Origin of the sequence: Nostoc sp. (assembly GCF_036917195.1) — a bacterium.
In the GTDB taxonomy this organism is placed as follows: domain Bacteria; phylum Cyanobacteriota; class Cyanobacteriia; order Cyanobacteriales; family Nostocaceae; genus Nostoc.
In genome coordinates, this window is record NZ_JBALDG010000071.1 from 45,339 (window position 1) to 66,159 (window position 20,821).

The window sequence follows — 20,821 nt, forward strand, 5'->3', positions numbered from 1 at the left end:
ACCGAAAGGTAATTGACAAAAGTCTTGGTAAACGTATCTTACTATTAATAAACAACTTAACTTGAGGAAATTTCAACAAATGAAAGCAGTTTGCTGGCAAGGAACCAATAAAGTAGAAGTCGAAACCGTACCCGATCCTAAAATTATTAATCCGCGTGATGCTATTGTAAAAATTACGTCAACGGCGATTTGTGGTTCTGATTTACATCTTTATAATGGCTACAACCCTACGATGCAAAAGGGCGACATCCTGGGTCATGAATTCATGGGAGAAGTCGTTGAGTTGGGGAGGGCTGTCAAGAATGTAAATATAGGCGATCGCGTTGTCGTCCCCTTTACTATTTCCTGTGGATCGTGTTTCTTCTGCAATCGAGATTTATGGTCGCTGTGCGATAACTCCAATCCCAACGCTTGGATGGCAGAAAAAATGCTGGGTCATTCCCCATCTGGTCTTTTCGGCTACTCCCATCTCACAGGCGGCTACGCAGGAGGTCAAGCCGAATATGCCCGCGTTCCCTTTGCTGATGTTGGTTTGTTTAAGATTCCAGATGGATTGACAGACGAACAGGTTTTGTTTTTGACTGATATCTACCCCACCGGATATATGGCTGCGGAAAACTGTGACATCCAGCCTGGAGATACGGTCGCGATCTGGGGCTGTGGCCCCGTAGGGCAATTTGCGATTAGAAGCGCCTTTATACTAGGTGCAGAGCGGGTGATTGCAATTGATCGCGTTCCTGAACGCCTCCAGATGGCGAAAGACGGTGGGGCAGAAATCCTCAACTATGAAGAAGTCGAGGTGGGTGAAGCCCTGAAAGAAATGACGGGTGGGCGTGGCCCCGACTCGGTAATGGATGCGGTGGGCATGGAAGCTCACGGTTTGGGTTTGGAAGGCTTTTATGACAAGGCCAAGCAAACAGTACGTCTAGAGACTGATCGCCCCAATGTGCTGCGTCAAGCGATCGTTGCCTGTCGCAAAGGCGGCACTGTGTCCGTTCCCGGTGTTTACACGGGCTTTGTAGACAAAATACCTATGGGGGCTTTCATGAATAAAGGTTTGACGATGAAAACGGGACAAACACACGTTCATCGGTACTTGCGTCCCTTGCTCGATCACGTTCAAAATGGCGATATCGATCCATCATTCGTGATTACCCATCGTCTGCCGCTAGATCAAGCACCGCACGGCTACCAAATTTTCAAGGACAAGCAGGACAACTGTATCAAGATTGTACTCAAGCCTGGTCAGTCCACCTGAAACCTTGTAAGATAAATACCGAAAACCTTTGATAAACAAGCACGTTAGCGCTGTATTCCGTGCTTGTATTCTACACGCTAGCAGGCAACAGACAAGGGATGAAGGCTTCCAAATCAGTCAGGCTGAAATTGATTCAGTCAAGCTGCACGCTCAACGTATACTTAATGGTTTAGCTGTTGAGCGTGTGTGGCAAAAAGTGAGTTAATGATTTTCTATATTCTCAGCAGTTTGACAAATTAATTGCCAAGCGCGCTGTACGTGTATTTTATCTGTGGTTGCTTGTCCAATTGACATTCTTAAAGTTAATTTTTGCTCAAGCTTAGTGGAAGTGAGATAGATTTTACCCGAAGAGTTGATATTGTTAATAATTTCTTGGTTAATTGCATCACCCAATTTATGGCGAAAACATACCAAATTTAACGGGGGATTCACAACCAGTTCAAAACGAGGATGAGATTTTACACATTCAGCAAATTCTTGTGCTAAAGCAATATGCTTACGAATATAATGCTGTAAGCCTTCTATGCCATAGTGCCGAATTACAAACCACAGTTTGAGACTTCTAAATCTACGTCCTAAAGAAATCTGCCAATCTCGATAGTCAATAACTTTACCAGACGTGCTAGCTTGATTTTTAAGAAATTCAGGCATTATAGATAGTGCGTGAATTAGTTTAGCTCGGTCTTTCACATAAAAACAGGTACAATCAAAATTAGTTAGCATCCATTTGTGAGGATTAAAACAATAGCTGTCTGCTAGTTCTAATCCTTGATGAATCCACCGATACTCAGGACATATAGCTGCTGTACCGCTCATTGCACCATCAACATGGAACCAAATGTTATGTATTTGAGCGATCGCACCTATTTCTGTTAATGGATCTATGGCATGAGATGATGTTGTCCCCACAGTAGCAGTAATATAAAAAGGGATTAACCCAGATTCAATATCTGAAATAATCTGCTGTTGTAGTAATTCTGGACGCATTCTATAATCAGCATCAACCTCAATTAAACGGAAATTATCTCGCTTAATTCCCGCTACAATGGCAGCTTTCTCAATTGAAGAGTGTGCTTGAATAGAAGTGTAGACAACCAGTTGATTAATATCTGCTTTTAACTGTTCTCTAGCTGCTATCAAAGCTATTAAAGAAGCACTACTGGCTGAGTCTTGAATTACTCCTCCTCCTGTGGTCGAAGATTTAAATTGCGAGGGAAGTTCCAACATATCTATTAACCAGTCTAGAACATGAGTTTCTAACTCAGTACAAGCTGGAGAAGTTGCCCACAACATCCCCTGAACTCCAAGTCCCGCACTGACTAATTCTCCTAAAATTGATGGTGCAGAAATACCTGTAGGAAAGAAAGCAAAAAAGTTTGGAGACTGCCAATTAGTCAATCCTGGTACGATGATTTCATCTAAATCTTGTAAAATGTCTGCAAAAGACTCTCCTTTTACCGGGGCTGTTTCTGGTAGTTTGGCTCTAATGTCTCCAGGTTCTACTTGAGATAAAACAGGCAGTTGCTCTACTGTTTCTAAATAATTAGCTATCCAATCAATAGTTTTATATCCCCAATGACGAAATTCATCTGAGGACATATGGTATTCTTGATTGTTTTCCATATTTTTATCCTGGATAAAAAATCTTATTTAACACTACATATTTTATATGTTATCTGAAGCTTTAATATTTATTTTTCTGTATCAAGCTTAGTGAAAAAAAGGAGAGTATTGCTACTCTCCTAATGTAATATGAGGGAAAATTTTCAGTTTAGTGATCAAGCCTTGCAATCCGTTCACACGATTCACGAGCGTATGCGTTGTCAGAAAATCATCCCTTAATAGTCATTGTCAGCCACACAAATTCCTTTACATTTAATACCGTTCGTAGCTGTGCGCTGGCAATGACAACATAAAACTTTTTCCTTTTCTGTTTCTTGATTGATATTTATATTAATGCTTGCAGTAAAAAAGTCTTTTTCGGTCTGGATTTTTACAGTCATAACGGTAGAGGGATTTTTTTGGGGTTGACATTTTACAAGTCAGTTAGAAGCGATGATCACAATCTCAATACTGATTGGCTGTATCTCCTAGCAAGGCATACTAGTTTATTATTTCACTTCTATTCCTCCTCATTAAGACTGAGTATCCCAGCTAAAAATATACAAGCGTTCGCGTTCAGCGTCTCGTTGAGAGAAAAGTTTGGGCTAACAGTTTGCAAAAATGCCCTGACTTGGCGTTAGTAAATTATCTGGATCGTAACGTCGCTTTGCACTTACCAGATTTCCCCAAATCGGACGAAAATGCTGCTGCCAATCATGATGGGAGAAGGACAGGGCGTTTACAGGATATTGATAACCACCCAAATCACGATTTTTCTCAAAGAGTCTACGATTATCATTGAGCATTTTTTTAATTACAGAATCATCTGGTGGTACTGCTGTTCGCAATAGGGCAAACAGAAACACAACCTTTTGGTTCGGAACCCGGAAATTGGGTAGCCCAAAGCGTTTAGTTTTAACTGGATACAGCAGAATTGGCCCTTGACCAGTGTCAGCTAGGGTTAAGGTGGCAGCGACTTCACCAACAAAACTGTTAACTGCACTACTAGGTACAAACAGATTTAACCAAGGATGAGGATTTGACCAAACACCAATAGATTTGAGAAGGGCAACTGCAGGAGCTAAACGGTTGAGAAAATCAAAGTAAGTTTTATCTTCTATTTGTTCTGTACCGCGAGTATAGTTTAACCCCGCAAGTAACAAACTGTTATTAGGTATGCTTGGAGGACTGTAAAAGCTAGCCGCTTCTAGCAGATAACGCCATCCACCAGTATTATTAGAAACTAACTGACCTTCTACATAGTTGAAGCGCTGATCATTTATGATTTCGTATTGGTCACGAGTAAAGGTAGCCAAATCGTCATAATACAACTGAAACACACGGGCATTGGTAGTGGCGGGAATTAGCTTAACAGTTGCCTGTACGATAATTCCACATTGACCTAACCCTGCTAGTACTGCTGTAAATAGATTGCGATTGTACAACAGTGAACAAGTTTCCAGATCACCAGTACCAGTTATCACCTTCAGTTCTAAAACATTATCCACTTGCACACCATAGCGATGAGTTGCACCGCCAATACCCCCCACTGATAAAGTGCCGCCGATAGAAAGCTCAATGTAATCAGTGAGAACAGGCGGTGTTAATCCCTGCCTAAGTGTCTGTTGCAATAACTGACTCCATACCACTCCAGCATCAACAATTGCTCGGTCTGTACCAATGAAATGAATCTTGTTGAGCGGACTTAAATCAATGACAATGCCTGCTTCTACTTGTGACTGACCGTAGGTAGAGTGACCCTGACCGCGTGGGGCAACCTTGAGCTTGTGAGTCCGAGCAAATTGAATAACTTGAATAATATCCTCAATTGAGCCTGGTTTAAGTACTGCTATCGGTTGACGATGCACGATATTACCAAAGTCAATACTGGCATCAGCAAGTGTCATATTATCAGTGTAAAGCACTCCATCTAAGGAAGGTAAACTTTCAAAAACAGATGTGGCACTGGCAGATGTTACCCAGGAACGAGTAGTTAAATCAAACCCGATAACAATTGCACTGGTAATCAAACCTTGTAAAACTGAGCGACGTGAAGTGTTTTGTCCCATAAGTTTGAATTTATGGTATAATTATTTATATATTTATTAAGTAAATACACAGCTATTTTTTAGCGTTTACTTAACTTAAATTGAATTCATATTCAGTCAAAGGTGTGATTTGATGATTAGGGTAGAAGTTAAAAAATTATACAAATTTTCCTAAAAAATACGGTTAAATACTGTGAAGACTATTACTGAGGAAAAATCGCTTTTAGAAAATACAAGCGAGTCAAAGTTGCACTCAAGAAGCGCTCGCTGTTTCTAGTAGCAACTTTTCTTTCCCCAATTTTTCACCGCGAATTAACCTCCTACTTCTAATCTCTCTCCTGTATACTACCCCAAACAATAAACCTTTTTGCTGGATACTTTGGGTGATGAAGCGATCGCTGCAAGCAAAACTTCTTCAATTTCTCATACAGGTGCATAAATTATACTGATGGGGTGAGGAGCGATCGCAGTCCCAAAGATGGTATAGCGCCTATGATTGGTGTCGAACTCAACGATCCGATCAATAAAGCATTTCTGGACAATCTTGAAAACGTAGCGCAACTAAGATACTTTTGGTTGCTGCCATAGGATGAGTTTCAATTCAGAGCAGTTGCAAGCCCCATTAATAATTTCTCCTTCGTGGTCAGCTATCCAATCATAAATTTGTGTAGCTTTTGCTAATGCCACTCTTTCTGAACGATAAAGCCGAGGGGTAGGGCAGTAAGCTTGGCCATTGATGTGTATAGCTGCAATCTGCCAATAATCGCTGTCTTCACCCTCTGGTACAACTTCTAAAAACCCGTTACTGTAAGGCTCGATTATTCCTATATTCATCTACAACCATCAAACTTTAAAACAAAGGCTACAACAAAGCTGATACCAGCTAATTCTTCCGAGTCAAAGCTGGAATCACCAGGGAATGCGGTAGCAACCCCTGCTAATGATTGTGGGTTCGTAGTCAATGAAAATCTGAATTATTGGTCACTTTTTGGTTTGATTCCGTTATTGGCAGCAATAATGGCAAGAGGAATAGGCACAAACTAGGCTAAATTACTCCTCAGTCAGTAATGCCCAAGCCCACAGTTTGGGAATAGAGGCGATCGTAGCGGGTGCTAAAGCGCTCATTTGCTAGCCACCCCCATAGTAGCGGCACTTCACCCGATTCACCCCGGCGCGATCACCTACGGTGGGCGGGTACGCCATCGCACCAGCGCCACCTCTGGAAACTGCCACGCTAAATCCTGGCGGATGCGGTTAATTATAGGTGACTGAACCCGGTTTAGGTGGGCAAGTCTGAGCACCAGTTCCCGAATTTTAACAATACTGCGATCGCTATCCGCTGGGACGGTAGGCGATCGCCACCGGAAAGAGCGTGTACGCCATCGGGCTGCTGCCCTTGTGCGATCGCGGTGCAGCTTCCCCCCGGTGCGATCGCCACCAGAAAGAGCGTGTACGCCATCGCGCGGCGCTGGTGCTCTTGGTGAAGTGCGCGAGCGATTAGCTTTAAAGCAATTTGTTAACCAATGAGAAAACAAAAAATATCATCAAAGCTAGTTGATACAAGGACTCTAGTCATTTACGAGTTAGACCAATTTATCGCCTACATCTGGGGAACAACCTCCAACGCCACAGCCACAACCCCAAAAATAAATCGCACGGGAATTCACCGAAACAATACTGAGCAATAAGTGCTGATTGCCTAGCACTATTTCGATGAGGATTTGTTGTTACAAAACGAAACAGGGATTGCAACATAGATTGATTCTGCCTTAATCTGGAAAAACTACTAAGCCAGTTTGATGCCAGGTTCGCCCTTCTTTTGAGGGCGACGTGCAAAGGACGGGTGACGCTCGTACCAACGCTCTCCTTCTGGCTTTCCAGGATCAGCGTGCTGATAAACTTGTTCAATAAAACACTTTGATAGCCTAAAACGATGAAAGCATCTGCTAATTTCGACTTTGAAGACGAGAAATTCAATGCACCGCCTTCTCAAGTCATCCCCTGGTGTCAGATGATTAATCCTCGGTATGGCGCAGATGGTATGCAATCCCACGGTTTGGCGATTAAGCTAGATAATGCCAATGCTGTCGGCTTTGTGCCAGATGATAATTGGCAGCAGGTAGAGCATGAATTTAGCTCTGGAGTCGAAACGGTGTTTATTAGCACTAGTCCACACTTGGTTTTAGTGCGTCGAGGACCATTGTCTGTCAAAGACCGGGAAAGTGGTCTAAAACTGGGTACGCTCAAAGAAAATTATGATGCTTTTTTAGCTGACAAACTTAAATTTAAAACCTTTACTCGCTATCTAATTTTTATAGTGGGTGAGAATAAAAAGTTTTTACATGAATCACCACTACAACTAACTCTTAATGGTGCCGCCGGAGCAAGTTTCAGCAAAACCTACTGCGAATATCAACAAGGTAAAGTAGTTAGTGGATTCGTTGCTGAACTAGAAAAGGCTTATGCTGTTTACCGCAAGCAACCTTTGACACCAAAAGGCCCTTTGTTCCACGCTCACGGGATTTTTTGCCCGATAATTGAGTGTGAAGAAAGAGGTATTGAACCAAATACAGTTCTGGTCGCTTCAACTGTAGACTACAAACATCCGACAGTAGCAACTTTAACACAATACTTAATTGCTTCCGATTCTCTTGAGTCTGCAATGATTTGCAAGACTTTTGAAGAATACAAAGATTTTGGGAAAGAACCTGTAAAATCAGAAACGCCTAAATTGGCGATGGCAGGAGTTTCCAACTCTTACGTTTATGCTGATGAAGATGATTTTGCTTATCCGCCGTACTAAAAAAGTGAGGAGTGAGGAGTGATAAATGATGAATTTTGAATTAATAACTCCTAACTCCTGTACAGACGCGATTAATCGCGTCTCTCCTAACTCCTGTACAGACGCGATTAATCGCGTCTCCTAACTCCTAACTTTATTCTTTGAGCAGCAAATAATATAGTGAACCATTACCGCCTGTGATGCCAGCGCGATCGCCTGCTAGTTTACCAGACCCCATGAAATAATCTACCCTTCCTGGGCCTTTGATGGCGCTTCCTGTATCCTGGTCAAGCACAAAGCGGCTGACAGTACGCCTCTCTAGTTTGCCACCACTGGCAGGATAGGGAAATGAGTTATGAATCAAGGCTAGCGCTCCCGGTGGCATGAGAGACTTATCTGTAGCAATGGAACGTTCTGCTGTCACTGGCACATGAATACAGCCTGTAGCTGCGGTACCACCAGTTTCTTGAAAGAAAATAAATCGTTTCCAGCGTGGCAGATAATTGCTCAACTCCTGCGGCCGTCGCCGGAAGAAAGCAGTCATCCGTGGCAGTGTCAATCCATCTAGTGGAAGTTTGCCATCTTTGGCTAGTTCTTTGCCGATACTAGTCCAAGGGTAATCAGTTCCACCTGCATAGCCAACTGACGTTGTTTTGCCATTAGTTAACTTAATTTGGGCAGAACCTTGGATATGTACCATGTATGCGTCAAAGCGATCGCGAAACCAAAGTAGTTCTAAACCGCGCAACTTGCTCTTATTCCCTTTTAAACCATCCTTCCCTTCCAAATCAATTCGTTTTGGGTGGGGTTTAGGCCATTGGCTGAAATCAGGTGGTAGCCGATAAAGAGGATACTTATATATCGAAGTCCTGACACGGCTAGCGGTGTAAACAGGCTCATAGTAAGCAGTAAACTTAACAGTACCCTTGCCATCATTGCCCACAGACTGGTAGAAGACAAACTCACGGCGGACAGCGGCTTGTAATTGCGCTGCTGATTTAGAACCGATAACCAGTTCGCGGAAACGTAGCAAACTCGTGCGGACGCGATCAAGGGTAATTTCCTTAACTGGATAATTTTGATATGCTGCGATCGCCTCCTTCTTTGTTAGGTAAAGCAGACTGTTGTCAATGGAAGCCAACAACGCATTGCGATCACCTATTTTACCTGTTTGACTCCAAATTTGGTCATCCCAACCCAAACAAGTCTGCCCGAACGTACAATCGCTTGCAATAGCGATTGGTTTTAGCGGTGGCGTTAACTCAGGAGTAATTGGTACTGGTAGAGGTGGAAGATCAGGAGTTGTGGGTACTGGCAACGGCAGTAAGTAAGGAACCTGAGCAACAGCCGACCAGAGAGGGTTTATAAGGGCAATTCCCAAACTCAAGGAAAGCAAAGCAAGGGTTTTTCTCATCATTTAGTTGAATCTTTCAACACTGGAACTAAAAACGGGTTCTACCCGGATTGCCACAATCCGAGAAGGGCGGATGACCATATACTCCCCTTGAATATTTTTGATCGGCACGCTAATAAAGTCATTAGAAGCAGACTTTGGCACAAGTTCGCCACTATACCACTTCTGAAACTCTTGAATAGTAGGAAAACGTACTTCTTCCCGGTGACCGCTTTCCAGTAGGAGGTATACGGCATATTCATTTGCAGTTCTAGGCATAAGGTTGGATCGTTTGAAAAACATTCAACCCATTGTTAACCACGTAACCCCCGAATGAAAAGGGTAAGCATACGGGAGGTGGGGGAGCAGAGGGGCAAAAGGGAATAAATGACTAATGTCCAATGACCAATGCTGTATGACTCTTCACTGTAGACGCCTAATCCTTTAACCAGTTCCTTAAAAAGTGTAAGTTTATATTAGCTGTTGCATAACTCTCCAATTGACTTCTGATAACTCATTAGCATTGCTGAACAACAGTTATTCAGGAGGCAAAAATTATGAAACTTTACTATCGTGGTTTGAGCTACGAATACGACCCAAGCAAAGTTGCCAGCAAAAAAACAGAACAGCCGTTTGAACCGGCTCCTCAAATTGGGCCAGCTTATAATCTGATGTACCGTGGCGTTACTTATCGTGTTGATCCAAATTCCAAAGCGGCGAAAGCTCCCCTAGCACCAGTAGTCTATAAATTGAGCTTTCGGGGAATCACCTACTTTGTAAATAAAACTGCACAGGGAGAAGTTACCGTAGTCTCTCAACCAGCAAGTATTTCCAAGTTGAAGTACTGCCGATTTCTAAGAGGATGTTTGAAAAGTCTTAAAGTATATTAGAAACCTCGCTTCCATTCCTCTCGACCTTTCGGTGAGAGGCTTTGAAACTCCCATCCCCTTGTAGGGAAGCGAGGTAGGGGGGTTAGGTTTCAGAGGCTTTGATGTTAAAAAAAATACTTTTCAAACATCCTCTAAGAAATTAAAGCTTCAACAATAAAATGGCTACAAGCTGATCTGGAGTTTAGGAAGTCATGAACTTGTAGTACAATCCTCAAAAAACCTTGGTATTTCAGCACTACCTACCTAGTTTATTTCTCAACAAACCTTGCCAAAGCTGGTAGTTGTGCCAAGATTAATTTGAGGACTTAGGCAAGTGAGACAATGTTAGGACAATTATTAGACGGACGTTACCAAGTCCTTCAAGTCTTAGGTGGAGGTGGATTCGGTCAAACTTACATGGCCCAAGATACCCATCGACCAGGTTTGCCGAAATGCGTTGTCAAACACCTTAAGCCTGTCACTCGTAGCCCTGAATTTCTTGAAACTGCTAGACGGCTATTTACTAGTGAAGCAGAAACACTAGAACAACTGGGCAACCATGACCAGATTCCTCGGCTTTTAGCCTATTTTGAAGACAACCAAGAGTTCTTCTTGGTGCAAGAGTTCATTGAAGGGCATACTCTCAAAGCGGAACTATTCCCCAATCAACCTTGGACAGAAGATCAAGTAATTCAACTGCTCCAACAGGTGTTGGGTATTCTACAATTTATTCACAGCCACAACGTTATCCATCGAGATATCAAGCCGGACAATATAATCAGGCGGCAACAAGACGGCAAGTTAGTGCTGATTGACTTTGGTGCAGTTAAACAAGTCCAAACTCAACTGGTTACAGTTTTAGGACAGATAGGGGCTAGTATTATCATTGGTACCCCAGGATATATGTCTACAGAACAGGGGCAAGGTAAGCCCCGCCCCAACAGCGATATTTATTCCTTGGGAATTATTGGTATTCAATCGCTGACCGGGTTACATCCTATAAACTTTGAGGAAGACCCAAATACAGGAGAAATTTCTTGGCAGCATCAGGCTAACGTCAGTTCTGGGTTGGCATCTGTACTATCTAAGATGGTACTACACCACTTTAAACAACGCTATCAGTCTGCGGCTGAAGTTCTACAGGCGCTTAAGGATCTCGATACTAAAGTAGAAGCGCAATCACTTCAACCACTATCTTTTACACAACCGCCTCAAGCTTTACTTTCTCAACAAAACTCAATTGGGTATCCGCCTGCTTCTATCCTGTCTCCAGAAAATTACAGTCGGTTGGAAACAATTCTTTTAGAATTTGTCGGCCCCGTTGCCTCAAGATTACTACGACAAGTTGCAGCATCAGCGCCCAACCCCGAAGAATTAATTAATCAATTGGCCCTTTATCTTCGAGGAAATCAACAAATTGATTTTAAGAAGAAAACAATGTTTCTACTAGAGAAACCTACTCTACTACAAGAACTTACTGTTAAATCGGAAATTAAGTCAAATAATTTACCAAGCCAAGAACCTCAAGGAATCAGTAATAGCTTTGTGCATCAGTGCGAACGGGAATTAGCTAATTTAATTGGTCCAATAGCTACGTTCTTAGTCCAAAAAGCTGTTAAGTCTTCTGGGCAAATTTCTCGTGCAGAATTTGTGAAAGTTTTAGCATTACAAATTCCCGATCCTCAAAAAGCTTTGCAATTTCAGCAACGTCTACTTTCTTAAATTTTTAGCTGATACCAATTTTGAGAAAAATGTAACAAATGGGTAGGTTGTATTTCGCTTGATTTCATCAGCCAAAATATAAAATCTAAAATGGAATTAGCTCTAATTATTCAGCATCTCCAGAGCTATTTTTAAGCTAGCTTTCATTCGATTAAATGCTTCTGCTAACCCGCCAATTTCATCACTAGAGCTTTCTTCAAAATCAGCACTCATATCACCCACACTAACTTTTTGGGCTATTTTCTCTATTCTTCTAATCCGCTGAATCACATATTTTTTGATTAAAAAGTTAATTAAGAAAAGTACAAGCGCAAAGATAGTAATTAAAATTCCCATTATCAATATCCAAGTCCGTTTGGCATTAGCAAAAATCTCTTGAGAGGGAACAGAGATTATTTGGGCAGAAACAATCTGATTCAGTTTCCAGCCAAAACCATTTTCCGATCCATAAGTTACCAGTTGACTCTTAGGAGCCTGATCTGGTGTAGTATGACATCGCAGACATTGCTGTTGTGTAATCTTGAGTGGTTGGGCAATATAAAATACTTCGCCTTCTGACAAGGTGCGAAAGCCAGTAATTTCTAAAGTCTTCGGTTCGTTGCGAAAACGCTCTACAAGTTGAGTTTCAAAACTATCGGCTTTATCTGCTAAATTAGTTGGATTAAGTGTTGCATCCTTATGAAAAAAGTTTTTATATTCCGGCTTTTTACGAAAATTCTCAAAAACCTCTTTAGAGGAAAAAGTTGGTACTACTTCAGGCATAAACGTTGGGTTACTATCTAGTCTAGGTTCCAATAGAGGAACTATCCGATTTTGTGTATAATCTCTAACTGCGTTCACCATTTGGATGAGAGTCTGTGCTTGAGCAGCCACTTCATTTTGCGCTCTCCCTTGAAGTACACTGGATAAGGCAACACCACTTCCCACAATACTGACTATGAAAACTAATATTAAAAGTAAGTTAAATTTAGCACCTATTTTTAAGTTTTTTAACGTAATGTTGTTTAACATAACCTAAGCAACGAAGGTGGGATCTGAGTTTGTCTAATATTTATTTATACCTGTTAGAAAGCATCTCAACAATATTTAAATAAATATTAATTTTTTGTTGCAATGTAACCTATTTAGGTAGCAGTCAAACTTATCTAAATTAGTCCTGAAAACCAAGTTATTTCTTTAACCATAATTAATGATGTTTTTGCGATTTCCCCGTCGTTTATTTCTATTTAATCTGCTAGGTTTGACATTTGCTGCCTGCCAATCACCAAAGGAGTTTGAGGGCACGTTAACTATTGGTGTTATCAACTATGGTGGAGGTGAACAGATAATTAACCAATATGCTAAATTCAATAGTTACTTGGGTGAAAAGACAAACTCATATATTCAGCTAGAGCCTGCTTTTAATGAAAATAGAGCGGTAGAGCGCCTTCAGGCTCGTGCTTGGTCATTGGTATTTGCTCCACCAGGTTTAGCAGCTATTGCGATCGCACGTCACCAATATGTTCCCCTGTTTCCTTTAATAGGTATTAGTAATTTGCGTTCAATCTTCGTTGTTCGCAAAGACAATCCAATATCTGACTTAAAACAGCTCCAAGGTCAAACAGTGGCTTTAGGTCAGTTAGGTTCAGCAACAGGATATTATTTCCCACTTTACAATCTTTATGGTACAACACTAGCAGAGATCCTATTTGCACCTACACCCAAAGCCGGGCTGGAATTGGTCGCCCAAGGAAAAGCGATCGCCTGTGCTGTCTCGGAGGCGGAATTGGCTCTCTACGGTTCACAGTTGGGCCCAACCGAGTTCCGCATATTATTTAAAGACCCTCACTATGTACCATTAGGTGTGGTCTTGATTGGGCCGAATGTAGAACGTAACCGTCAAGAGTTCATCCGCAAAGTAATGAGCGATGCACCTTCAGGTTTAACTCAAGAAGTAGGGTATATATCCAATGGACAAGTACCAGATTACAAATACATGATTTCTGTGGTTGATCGGCTAAGTTCGATTACTTCTCAGCTACAAAAAAAACCTGTTCGTTTATTTTAATCAACGTAAAATCAACCTTTTTAGCGTTTACTCTTGTTTAAATCCTCAAATAATACTCAAAATCCTGCTTTTCAATACTTAAGCATACTTAACAAGTATGAATTAATACTTAATATTTTCACTCAGAAAATGCTCACTCTCTCATCTTTCTTACTGCCTAAATACTCCTATATCTTTTATCTTCTGAGTTTTTGAAGTATTACTCTAAGTACTTCAGACATTATTTACATACCCTTACCCTGTACTCTAAGGCACTTACAAAAAACTACCCTCTAGGATGAAGGGAGTTAGCTGACAGAGATTAATGAATGATTACTGACTCAGTAACCCGATAGCGATTTCAAGATACATTTTCGCTTTATGCAAAGCTAACAGCTTCTCTTGAGTGTACCTATCTGAATAATTCATGATTCTCCCTTCCATATTTATTAATGTAATACCGTACTATCTAAGAATCTTTACTTAAAAACTTATATTTAAAAGTAAAAGTTACGTTAAAAACCGGAATATTTACTTAGAGTAAGTATGCAACAGTAATATTATTCTTTCAACGTCAAAGATAAAAGGAAAGCATGGAGATAACATCAATCATTACTGAAATTTTAAGTGGTGCAGATAAGGCGGCGATAACAATTTTAGTTAAAGCCCTCTTTGAAAAAGAAATAATAACAATAGGCAATTTTACAAAGAAGAAAGCTGAAAACTTGATTGATGCAGTAAAAAGGCTTATAAAAAAGCCAACTTTAAAAGATATAAAACCTGAACAATTGATAGAGAAAATAGAAGATGTTGAACCGTAAACATTACAACCTATATTAAAACATGTACTTATAGGAGATAAAAACGAAGTAATTAAACAGAAATGGATTAATTTATTGGAATCAGCAATATTGGGACATCAAATTCATCCCAAATATATAGAGGCGTTAAGACTTTTAAATAGTATAGACGCCAATGTTTTGGAATTTATGTTTGATTATCGTAAAAGAGGAAATCGATTAACTAACTCTGAAATTGTAATAGGCTTACAACAAAGACAAATAGAAAATCCTACGGAAGAAATGGTAAAAGAGAGTTTGTATAATTTAGCAGAAAGAGGATTGTGTGATGTAAATACCTTACAGGGAAAACCAAGGTATTCAGACATGAATAGCGAAAACATATATATTAGCCATTTCGGGAAAAAATTTTTAGATATAGTTACAGAGAAAAGCTCTGAATAGCAACTTTAAAAATAGAGTTTGCAGTTGAGAGCGTCAATGAGCCAACTCTCACGATTGATTTAGGAGTGTTATAGTTCGATTTTTTGGTAAGTAATATTATCTTGCTCAAAAAAACAATTTGAATCGTGCTAGCTGGTTTTCAATGGTTCCTGTGAGGATTTTATTTAGTTCTGTGGTGTCTTGGAATTGTAAAATTTGCTGTGTCGGTAAGTCGAAGGGAAATTCACCTTCAAAATCTGGGCGTTGCATTTGCGCTAGTAAAATCTGTTCAGACCGCTTACTTTGAATAGCATAGCCAATCTCAACACAGACATTCGGACTGGGAATTAATTGGGAGGTTTCTTTACTATCAATACTAACAATGGGCGTGGTGTCAGCGATAAATAACAAACTCTTACGGATTTTTCGCATGATCATGCGGTTAATCCGTACAGGCGCACCGCTGGGACGAGAGGATTCTACTAATGTTAGGGGAAAGCGCGATCGCTTGTTTAAACTGTCCAAACTTTTTTGCAGTTCTTCTCTTAAAACATTCGTCGCTGCGGCATACTCAGTTTGATAGCACAAAAAAATCGTTGGTTCTAACTGAGCTAACACCGCCTGCTTGGTGAAATAAATTTCATGACTAATTAAGTCAATATTAGCTACGCAATAGCCACCACTACCTTCAATATAAAATTCAATATTTTCCCCTTCTAGATAGCGTCCAAACCAAGTTGATTTCTTAACTTCGTCGCTTTCTTCCAAAAAGTCTGCTCGCAATGCTGATTTCAACAGGCTTTTTTTGCTTAAGCGAATGTCTGGCGGACGTTTTTCCAGTTCTGGAATCGGCTCATAATCCTGTAGATACCACGCTCTGAGCGCAATAATTGACATAAGGCGCTATTTCAACTATTTCTCACTATTCAACTTCGTATAATCTTACACTCAGAGGAGACCCTATCTCAGACTTCTCTTTAAACACAACAACACCCAAACCTCTAATTGCTGAACTATTTCCTCCTCTTCTTTATTCTATCCAGGGATGTACTCACTTTCATCGCTTCTGTAAACAAGTAATGAAAATCAGTTACAGCGTCCCCTAATCTTCCATATTTGAGGAAATAGCAGTTTTCGGGTTGGGTGTTGCTGTCTTTTGACGAGACAGATGTAAATTAAACAGCGTTTTTTACCTCTTACTACATTCCTAATGCAGCTGTTATATCTGCCAGGGAAGCTTATTTAGTGGCTTCAACTGTTAGATTATCATTTGGGGATGGGAGGGATTTTTTTTGCAACGAAACTTTACTTTTTAAGCATTTTTAATCTAAGTTAATATATTACAGGTCCTGGATAGCTTCTAAATCTTTTTTTTAGTCTAATGTTGTTAAAAATTTTATCATAAGCCTTTTGGATAAATTGAGTAATTCTTATTTCAATCTTTAAGTTTTGAAACTAACATTTTGTAATCTTCTGAAAAGGAGTGAGAAAATCGCATATCAAATCTATACAGAGAACTTTTGTTAGTTCATTGGTATGTCTGATTGATATAAAAAGCAAATTTTTAAAATACTCCATTATACCATGAATTATTTATGCAAAAAGTTTATTGATTTTGGCTGGAGACTTGACGGGAATTTCAATGCAGAATTCTGTACCTTTGCCAGGTTCTGAAATACACTCCATTATTCCACCATGTTTTTCGACAATAATTTGATAGCTAATTGCCAGTCCCAATCCTGTACCCTTGCCCACAGGTTTGGTAGTGTAAAACGGGTCAAAAATTCGCTTTTTCACCTCTTGAGTCATTCCGGGACCATTGTCACAAATACGAATCAACAGACGAGAGTTGTCTACTGAGATTTTAGTGGAAATATAAATAGTCAGTATTGGGCATGAGGTATTCCTTTTGTCCACCTTGTCCCTAGTCTTCAGTTCCCCAGTCCCTAGTCTCCAGTCCTCAGCCCCCATTATCAGAGCATCTATGGCATTGCTGAAAATATTCATGAATACCTGATTCATTTGGCCGGCATAGCATTCCACCCGGGGGATGTTCCCATAGTCTTTAATTACCTGAATACCTGGAAATTCAGCATTTGCTTTCAGCCGATGTTGCAAAATTAATAAGGTGTTGTCAATGCCTTCATGCAAGTCAACGCGCTTGTTTTCAGCCTCATCCAAGCGAGAAAAATTTCGTAACGACAGCACTATTGAGCGGATGCGCTCAGTTCCTACTTGCATTGAGGTCATGATTTTCGGGAGGTCTTCTACCAAAAATTCAAAATCGATCGCTTTGATTGCAACGTGAATTTCACTATGCGGGAGGGGATAGTGTAACTGGTAGAGGCGTAAAATTTCTAGCAGTTGTTCGGTGTAGTCACAGGCGTGGCACAGGTTACCGTAGATAAAGTTAACGGGGTTGTTGATTTCGTGGGCGACACCCGCTACCAACTGTCCTAAACCAGACATTTTTTCGGTGTGAATCAATTTTGTCTGTGTTTCTTGGAGTTCATGTAGGGTATGCTCTAAATGTGCAGCTTGATTTCTGGCTTCAGTTTCGGCATCACAGGTTTGTTTGTAGAGTTCTGCTTGTTGAATGGCGATCGCAGCCTGATCTCCTAGCTGTTGCAATAAATCAATTTCTGCATCCTGCCAATTTCTGGGAGCCTTACACTCATGGGCAATTAGTAACCCCCATAGTTGCATACCCATGTTTATCGGAACTATTAAGTTTGCTTGCACTTGCAGACTCTGCAAAAACTCTCGATGACAATCACTTAAAGGATCTGTTGAAACGTTGTTAATTGCCTGTACTCTGCCCTGAAAGTATGGACTTGTATACTGATCAGGAAAGCATTCCGGTAGTGCTTTTACTCCCAAAGTTGACTGCCAATTGCCATTAATCTCTTCCACAATCACCGATTTACTCTTCAGTTGGAAAATCAGTACCCGATCTGAATTTAGCAAGGGACGGACTTCCCGGACGATGGATTGCAGGGTTGTCTGCAAGTCCAATGTGCGGCGAATCTGCTCTGTGACTTGTTTGAGTACTTTGGTAAGCAGTAATGATTTTTCGAGTTCAGCCGTTTGCTCTTGCACTCGCAGTTCTAGGTTGACATTCAGGGCTTGTTCCTGTTTATACATTTGCTGCTGCTGAATTGCCATTGAGAAATGGTCGTACAAGGCTTGCGCCAATAAGATATCTTCCGGTTTCCACTGAGCTGCTTGCCCCTTTTTTTGCTCTCGCCAAACCTCAAAGGAAAGCTGGGGTAAAAGTTGTCGCCGATTTTGTTCACATAGTCCCGCCCACAAGATTTCCGTTTCAAATTCCGAGCGAAAAATACTTAATACACCGATAAATTTTTCGCGGTAATGTAAGGGAATCACCATGAGTCCGCGAATTTGAGTAGAACGGAATGCTAAAGCCAAAACTCGCAAACGTGGTTCTTTATAGAGGTCAACAGTTGTCCAAATATTACCTGGTTTCCACTCAGCCATCCAGTTTTGCCACATAGGATGCTGTTCGATAATACTATTATCTAACTCGTAGGGGAGTGTAGGTTGGTCGCCCCAAGTGTATAGTTCCCGACTCTGTTCAATGTAAAGCCTGCCACCTACTCCATTGAAGGCAGTAATAACTTCTTCTAGCGCTCCCTGCAATTCGATTGCCGGTAGTTTATGCAATAGTGTGGTAACTCGGTTAATAGTAACTTCTCGCTCTTGCTTGGCCAGGGTTTCGCTGAGTAGATTACTTTGAGCGATCGCGATCGCTACCTGATCGGCAACTTGCTGCGATACTTTTAGTTCCCGCTTCAAAATCTTTCGCGGTTCACTATGGTGAGATACCAACAATCCCCACAATTTAGGCTTTGCCGATTGTTCTTGTGGGTCGCAATGTAAAATTGGTACTACCAAAGAAGACTGTACGCCCATTGCCTTTAAGTATTGAATATGGCACGGGTCTACCTGCCGATAGTAGATATTAGTTTGTAGGGGTTTGCCAGTTTCTTTTAATTGTAGAGGCGATAGCCCGATCTTCTCGTTTGCTACATCGACAATCGAACGTTGTCCCACTGACAAAAACATATCTCTGGCCGCTTCGGGAATATCATGAACTGGGAAGCGCAACCCCAATAACGATGGCAGACGCTGGTCATGAATAGATTCAGTAATAACTTCACCATTACCATCAGCATCAAAGCGATACACCATTACTCGATCTGAACGCAAAAATAAACGTACTTCAGTAACGGTAGTCGTTAATATTTCTTGCAGGTCGAGCGATCGCCTGATTTGGTTTATCATCCGATGCAGTAAACTTTCTTGGTCTAAGTTTTGCTGCAAACCTTTTGGTTTATCGGTAAATGTCATTGCTTATATACACCATGACTGAAGTATAATTTTTTTTATAATTATCCCTGATGAGAATTATCAATTCACAATCCCTTGATTCTCTGGTCTAGAGTTAAATTTAATCATTGACACCTATTAATTTTATCTTCTCAATCATTAAACTATTTCAGTGATATTACTGAAATAAATACTTTAATAATTGCCTATAATTAAAAATATTTTTTCTCATTTTTGCCCCTTAAGGCAATTAATTAAAATTTTTTCAAATAAATAACTAAATTATTGGTATTGGCAACTTTTTCAAATGTTTGTGGCTGGAAAATTTTACTATTCCCCGTCCATTGGTGACAAATTAATACCAATTCTATGTGAGGCTGCATAGAACTGTAAAATAGAAAGCAGGAAAGAATCAAGACCAGAGATAAACGAGTTATCAAAACATAATATTTAATTATATTTAATACTAAATAATTAGTTTTTTAGTTTGATTACTGTTGACAAAAATAATTTTTAATTAACTTTTTACGAATGTTATCCGTGTAATTGCTGATTTTATCTTGAATGCAACTATTTTGATGAAATTATTCGTAAATTACCGTTAAAGATAATAACTTACGGATTTCTTCACGCACACTCATGAGAGTTTTACCGAGATGGTTTTGACCTGTTTTATTAGCACCACAGCCCCAAAAAGAATCGGTTGGGGAGTTTTCAACCAAAATCTCATCGCCTGTGTTCAGAAGAACTTCTCTAATATCAAGATGAGTGAGAAACTTTTTGAGTACAGCTTCTCGCATAATTTGAGTTTTCACCAAATCCCAATCTCGACGGAATTGGCGAGTGTTACATCTTCCCAAAGCGGCAGCTTCTTCTGGGGTGGCGGCGGCATGAATGAGGGGTATAATTGCCGCATCTGTGCTGCCGACAAACTTTTGCGCTTGATAATAATGCTCAACCGTTGGCCAGTAAGTACCCTGGATGTGGATTCTATGGGGAGAAAAGTTAGAAAAACAGCCATAAGGCTGCCAAACCTTATAAAAGTAAATAGTCATTTGAAAATTGCTCTTTTATATATCAACTTTAGGGTAGCTGAAAGATTGATCGCACTCGCAACCCAAAACCAAACTTATCAAACAGATTTTCTCTCGGTTCATATCATTGGGGATTCTTCCCAACGACTTATAAAGATTATCAAACTTCAGGGTAATTGAAACTTTATCAGATTTGAAAACCCCTCATTTGTATGAAGGGTCTATAACATCATACTACGGGAATTATTTTACACAATACTTGGAACAACAAGTTTACTACCTTGCTCATGAGCTTACCCTAGATGTGCTTACCACCTAGCAGCTTCTCGCCTTGCTCATTAACTGTTTTCTTGAGTGAGTCGCAGTGGTAAATCAATTCTTTAGTCAGTTCGTTCTCTGGTAGCCTTCCAGTTTCCACGTCGGTTAGGATGATAAAGCTCCTGTGGGTGCTATGGGTGCTAATAGCCTTTGCAACCAATCTAACCCGCCCTTAGCGCTTAGTACGCCCAATTGT

At 40.5% G+C, this 20,821-nt stretch carries 19 protein-coding genes; 7 read left to right on the forward strand and 12 right to left on the reverse strand.

The genetic code is table 11. The features are described from left to right. The first annotated feature begins 79 nt into the window (after positions 1-79). Positions 80-1,258, forward strand: coding sequence for a zinc-dependent alcohol dehydrogenase (locus V7K40_RS23300; RefSeq protein ID WP_334963891.1), 1,179 nt, complete (start codon positions 80-82; stop codon positions 1,256-1,258). A 201-nt stretch (positions 1,259-1,459) separates the two neighbouring features. Here the strand turns inward: V7K40_RS23300 and V7K40_RS23305 are convergent, their stop codons facing one another. The 5 genes from V7K40_RS23305 to V7K40_RS23325 form a co-directional block, all read right to left on the reverse strand. After that, positions 1,460-2,881, reverse strand: a complete 1,422-nt coding sequence (locus V7K40_RS23305; RefSeq protein WP_334963893.1) for a pyridoxal-dependent decarboxylase — start codon at positions 2,879-2,881, stop codon at positions 1,460-1,462. Positions 2,882-3,465: 584 nt separating this feature from the next. Next, a complete protein-coding gene (locus V7K40_RS23310) occupies positions 3,466-4,929 on the reverse strand; it encodes an FAD-binding protein (protein WP_334963895.1) in 1,464 nt (487 codons plus the stop codon). Positions 4,930-5,469: 540 nt separating this feature from the next. Then, a complete protein-coding gene (locus V7K40_RS23315) occupies positions 5,470-5,742 on the reverse strand; it encodes a hypothetical protein (RefSeq protein ID WP_334963897.1) in 273 nt (90 codons plus the stop codon). Beyond that, positions 5,739-5,870 carry a hypothetical protein gene (locus tag V7K40_RS23320; protein ID WP_334963899.1) on the reverse strand — a complete coding sequence of 44 codons (132 nt, stop codon included), beginning with the start codon at positions 5,868-5,870 and terminating at the stop codon, positions 5,739-5,741. The genes V7K40_RS23315 and V7K40_RS23320 overlap by 4 nt, the downstream gene beginning before the upstream one ends. Positions 5,871-6,089: 219 nt before the next feature. Continuing rightward, positions 6,090-6,443, reverse strand: a complete 354-nt coding sequence (locus tag V7K40_RS23325) for a hypothetical protein (RefSeq protein ID WP_334963901.1) — start codon at positions 6,441-6,443, stop codon at positions 6,090-6,092. A gap of 398 nt (positions 6,444-6,841) precedes the next feature. On the opposite strand from V7K40_RS23325, the gene V7K40_RS23330 reads away from it, so the two are divergent. After that, positions 6,842-7,711, forward strand: coding sequence for a DUF5895 domain-containing protein (locus tag V7K40_RS23330; RefSeq protein WP_334963903.1), 870 nt, complete (start codon positions 6,842-6,844; stop codon positions 7,709-7,711). A 133-nt stretch (positions 7,712-7,844) separates the two neighbouring features. On the opposite strand, the gene V7K40_RS23335 is transcribed toward V7K40_RS23330, so the two are convergent. Both V7K40_RS23335 and V7K40_RS23340 read right to left on the reverse strand, forming a co-directional pair. Next, a complete protein-coding gene (locus tag V7K40_RS23335; protein ID WP_334964119.1) occupies positions 7,845-9,104 on the reverse strand; it encodes a murein transglycosylase A in 1,260 nt (419 codons plus the stop codon). 3 nt (positions 9,105-9,107) lie between these two features. Beyond that, complete coding sequence (locus V7K40_RS23340; protein WP_229463410.1) at positions 9,108-9,362, reverse strand: hypothetical protein; 255 nt, start codon at positions 9,360-9,362, stop codon at positions 9,108-9,110. Positions 9,363-9,640: 278 nt separating this feature from the next. Here V7K40_RS23340 and V7K40_RS23345 point away from each other — a divergent pair, with 278 nt between their 5' ends. Both V7K40_RS23345 and V7K40_RS23350 read left to right on the forward strand, forming a co-directional pair. Next, positions 9,641-9,973, forward strand: a complete 333-nt coding sequence (locus V7K40_RS23345; RefSeq protein WP_334963905.1) for a DUF4278 domain-containing protein — start codon at positions 9,641-9,643, stop codon at positions 9,971-9,973. A gap of 321 nt (positions 9,974-10,294) precedes the next feature. Beyond that, a complete protein-coding gene (locus tag V7K40_RS23350; protein ID WP_334963907.1) occupies positions 10,295-11,674 on the forward strand; it encodes a serine/threonine-protein kinase in 1,380 nt (459 codons plus the stop codon). Positions 11,675-11,776: 102 nt separating this feature from the next. Here the strand turns inward: V7K40_RS23350 and V7K40_RS23355 are convergent, their stop codons facing one another. Continuing rightward, positions 11,777-12,685, reverse strand: a complete 909-nt coding sequence (locus V7K40_RS23355; RefSeq protein ID WP_334963909.1) for a DUF3365 domain-containing protein — start codon at positions 12,683-12,685, stop codon at positions 11,777-11,779. A 181-nt stretch (positions 12,686-12,866) separates the two neighbouring features. Here V7K40_RS23355 and V7K40_RS23360 point away from each other — a divergent pair, with 181 nt between their 5' ends. From V7K40_RS23360 to V7K40_RS23370, 3 genes are all read left to right on the forward strand, one after another. Continuing rightward, on the forward strand, positions 12,867-13,721 hold the full coding sequence (locus tag V7K40_RS23360; protein ID WP_334964121.1) for a PhnD/SsuA/transferrin family substrate-binding protein: 855 nt from the start codon (positions 12,867-12,869) through the stop codon (positions 13,719-13,721). 572 nt (positions 13,722-14,293) lie between these two features. After that, entirely contained in the window at positions 14,294-14,521 is a 228-nt protein-coding gene (locus tag V7K40_RS23365; protein WP_334963911.1) for a hypothetical protein, read from the forward strand. Positions 14,522-14,596: 75 nt separating this feature from the next. Then, complete coding sequence (locus V7K40_RS23370; RefSeq protein ID WP_334963913.1) at positions 14,597-14,944, forward strand: hypothetical protein; 348 nt, start codon at positions 14,597-14,599, stop codon at positions 14,942-14,944. Positions 14,945-15,049: 105 nt separating this feature from the next. Here the strand turns inward: V7K40_RS23370 and V7K40_RS23375 are convergent, their stop codons facing one another. The 4 genes from V7K40_RS23375 to V7K40_RS23390 all read right to left on the reverse strand — a co-directional run bounded on the left by V7K40_RS23375 (position 15,050) and on the right by V7K40_RS23390 (position 20,785). After that, positions 15,050-15,820, reverse strand: a complete 771-nt coding sequence (locus tag V7K40_RS23375; RefSeq protein ID WP_334963915.1) for a hypothetical protein — start codon at positions 15,818-15,820, stop codon at positions 15,050-15,052. A 696-nt stretch (positions 15,821-16,516) separates the two neighbouring features. Further along, positions 16,517-19,294 carry a GAF domain-containing protein gene (locus tag V7K40_RS23380; RefSeq protein WP_334963917.1) on the reverse strand — a complete coding sequence of 926 codons (2,778 nt, stop codon included), beginning with the start codon at positions 19,292-19,294 and terminating at the stop codon, positions 16,517-16,519. Positions 19,295-19,857: 563 nt separating this feature from the next. Then, on the reverse strand, positions 19,858-20,328 hold the full coding sequence (locus V7K40_RS23385) for an NADAR domain-containing protein (RefSeq protein ID WP_273767987.1): 471 nt from the start codon (positions 20,326-20,328) through the stop codon (positions 19,858-19,860). Between the two features lie 277 nt (positions 20,329-20,605). Continuing rightward, positions 20,606-20,785, reverse strand: a complete 180-nt coding sequence (locus tag V7K40_RS23390; RefSeq protein ID WP_334963919.1) for a hypothetical protein — start codon at positions 20,783-20,785, stop codon at positions 20,606-20,608. Positions 20,786-20,821: the final 36 nt, after the last annotated feature.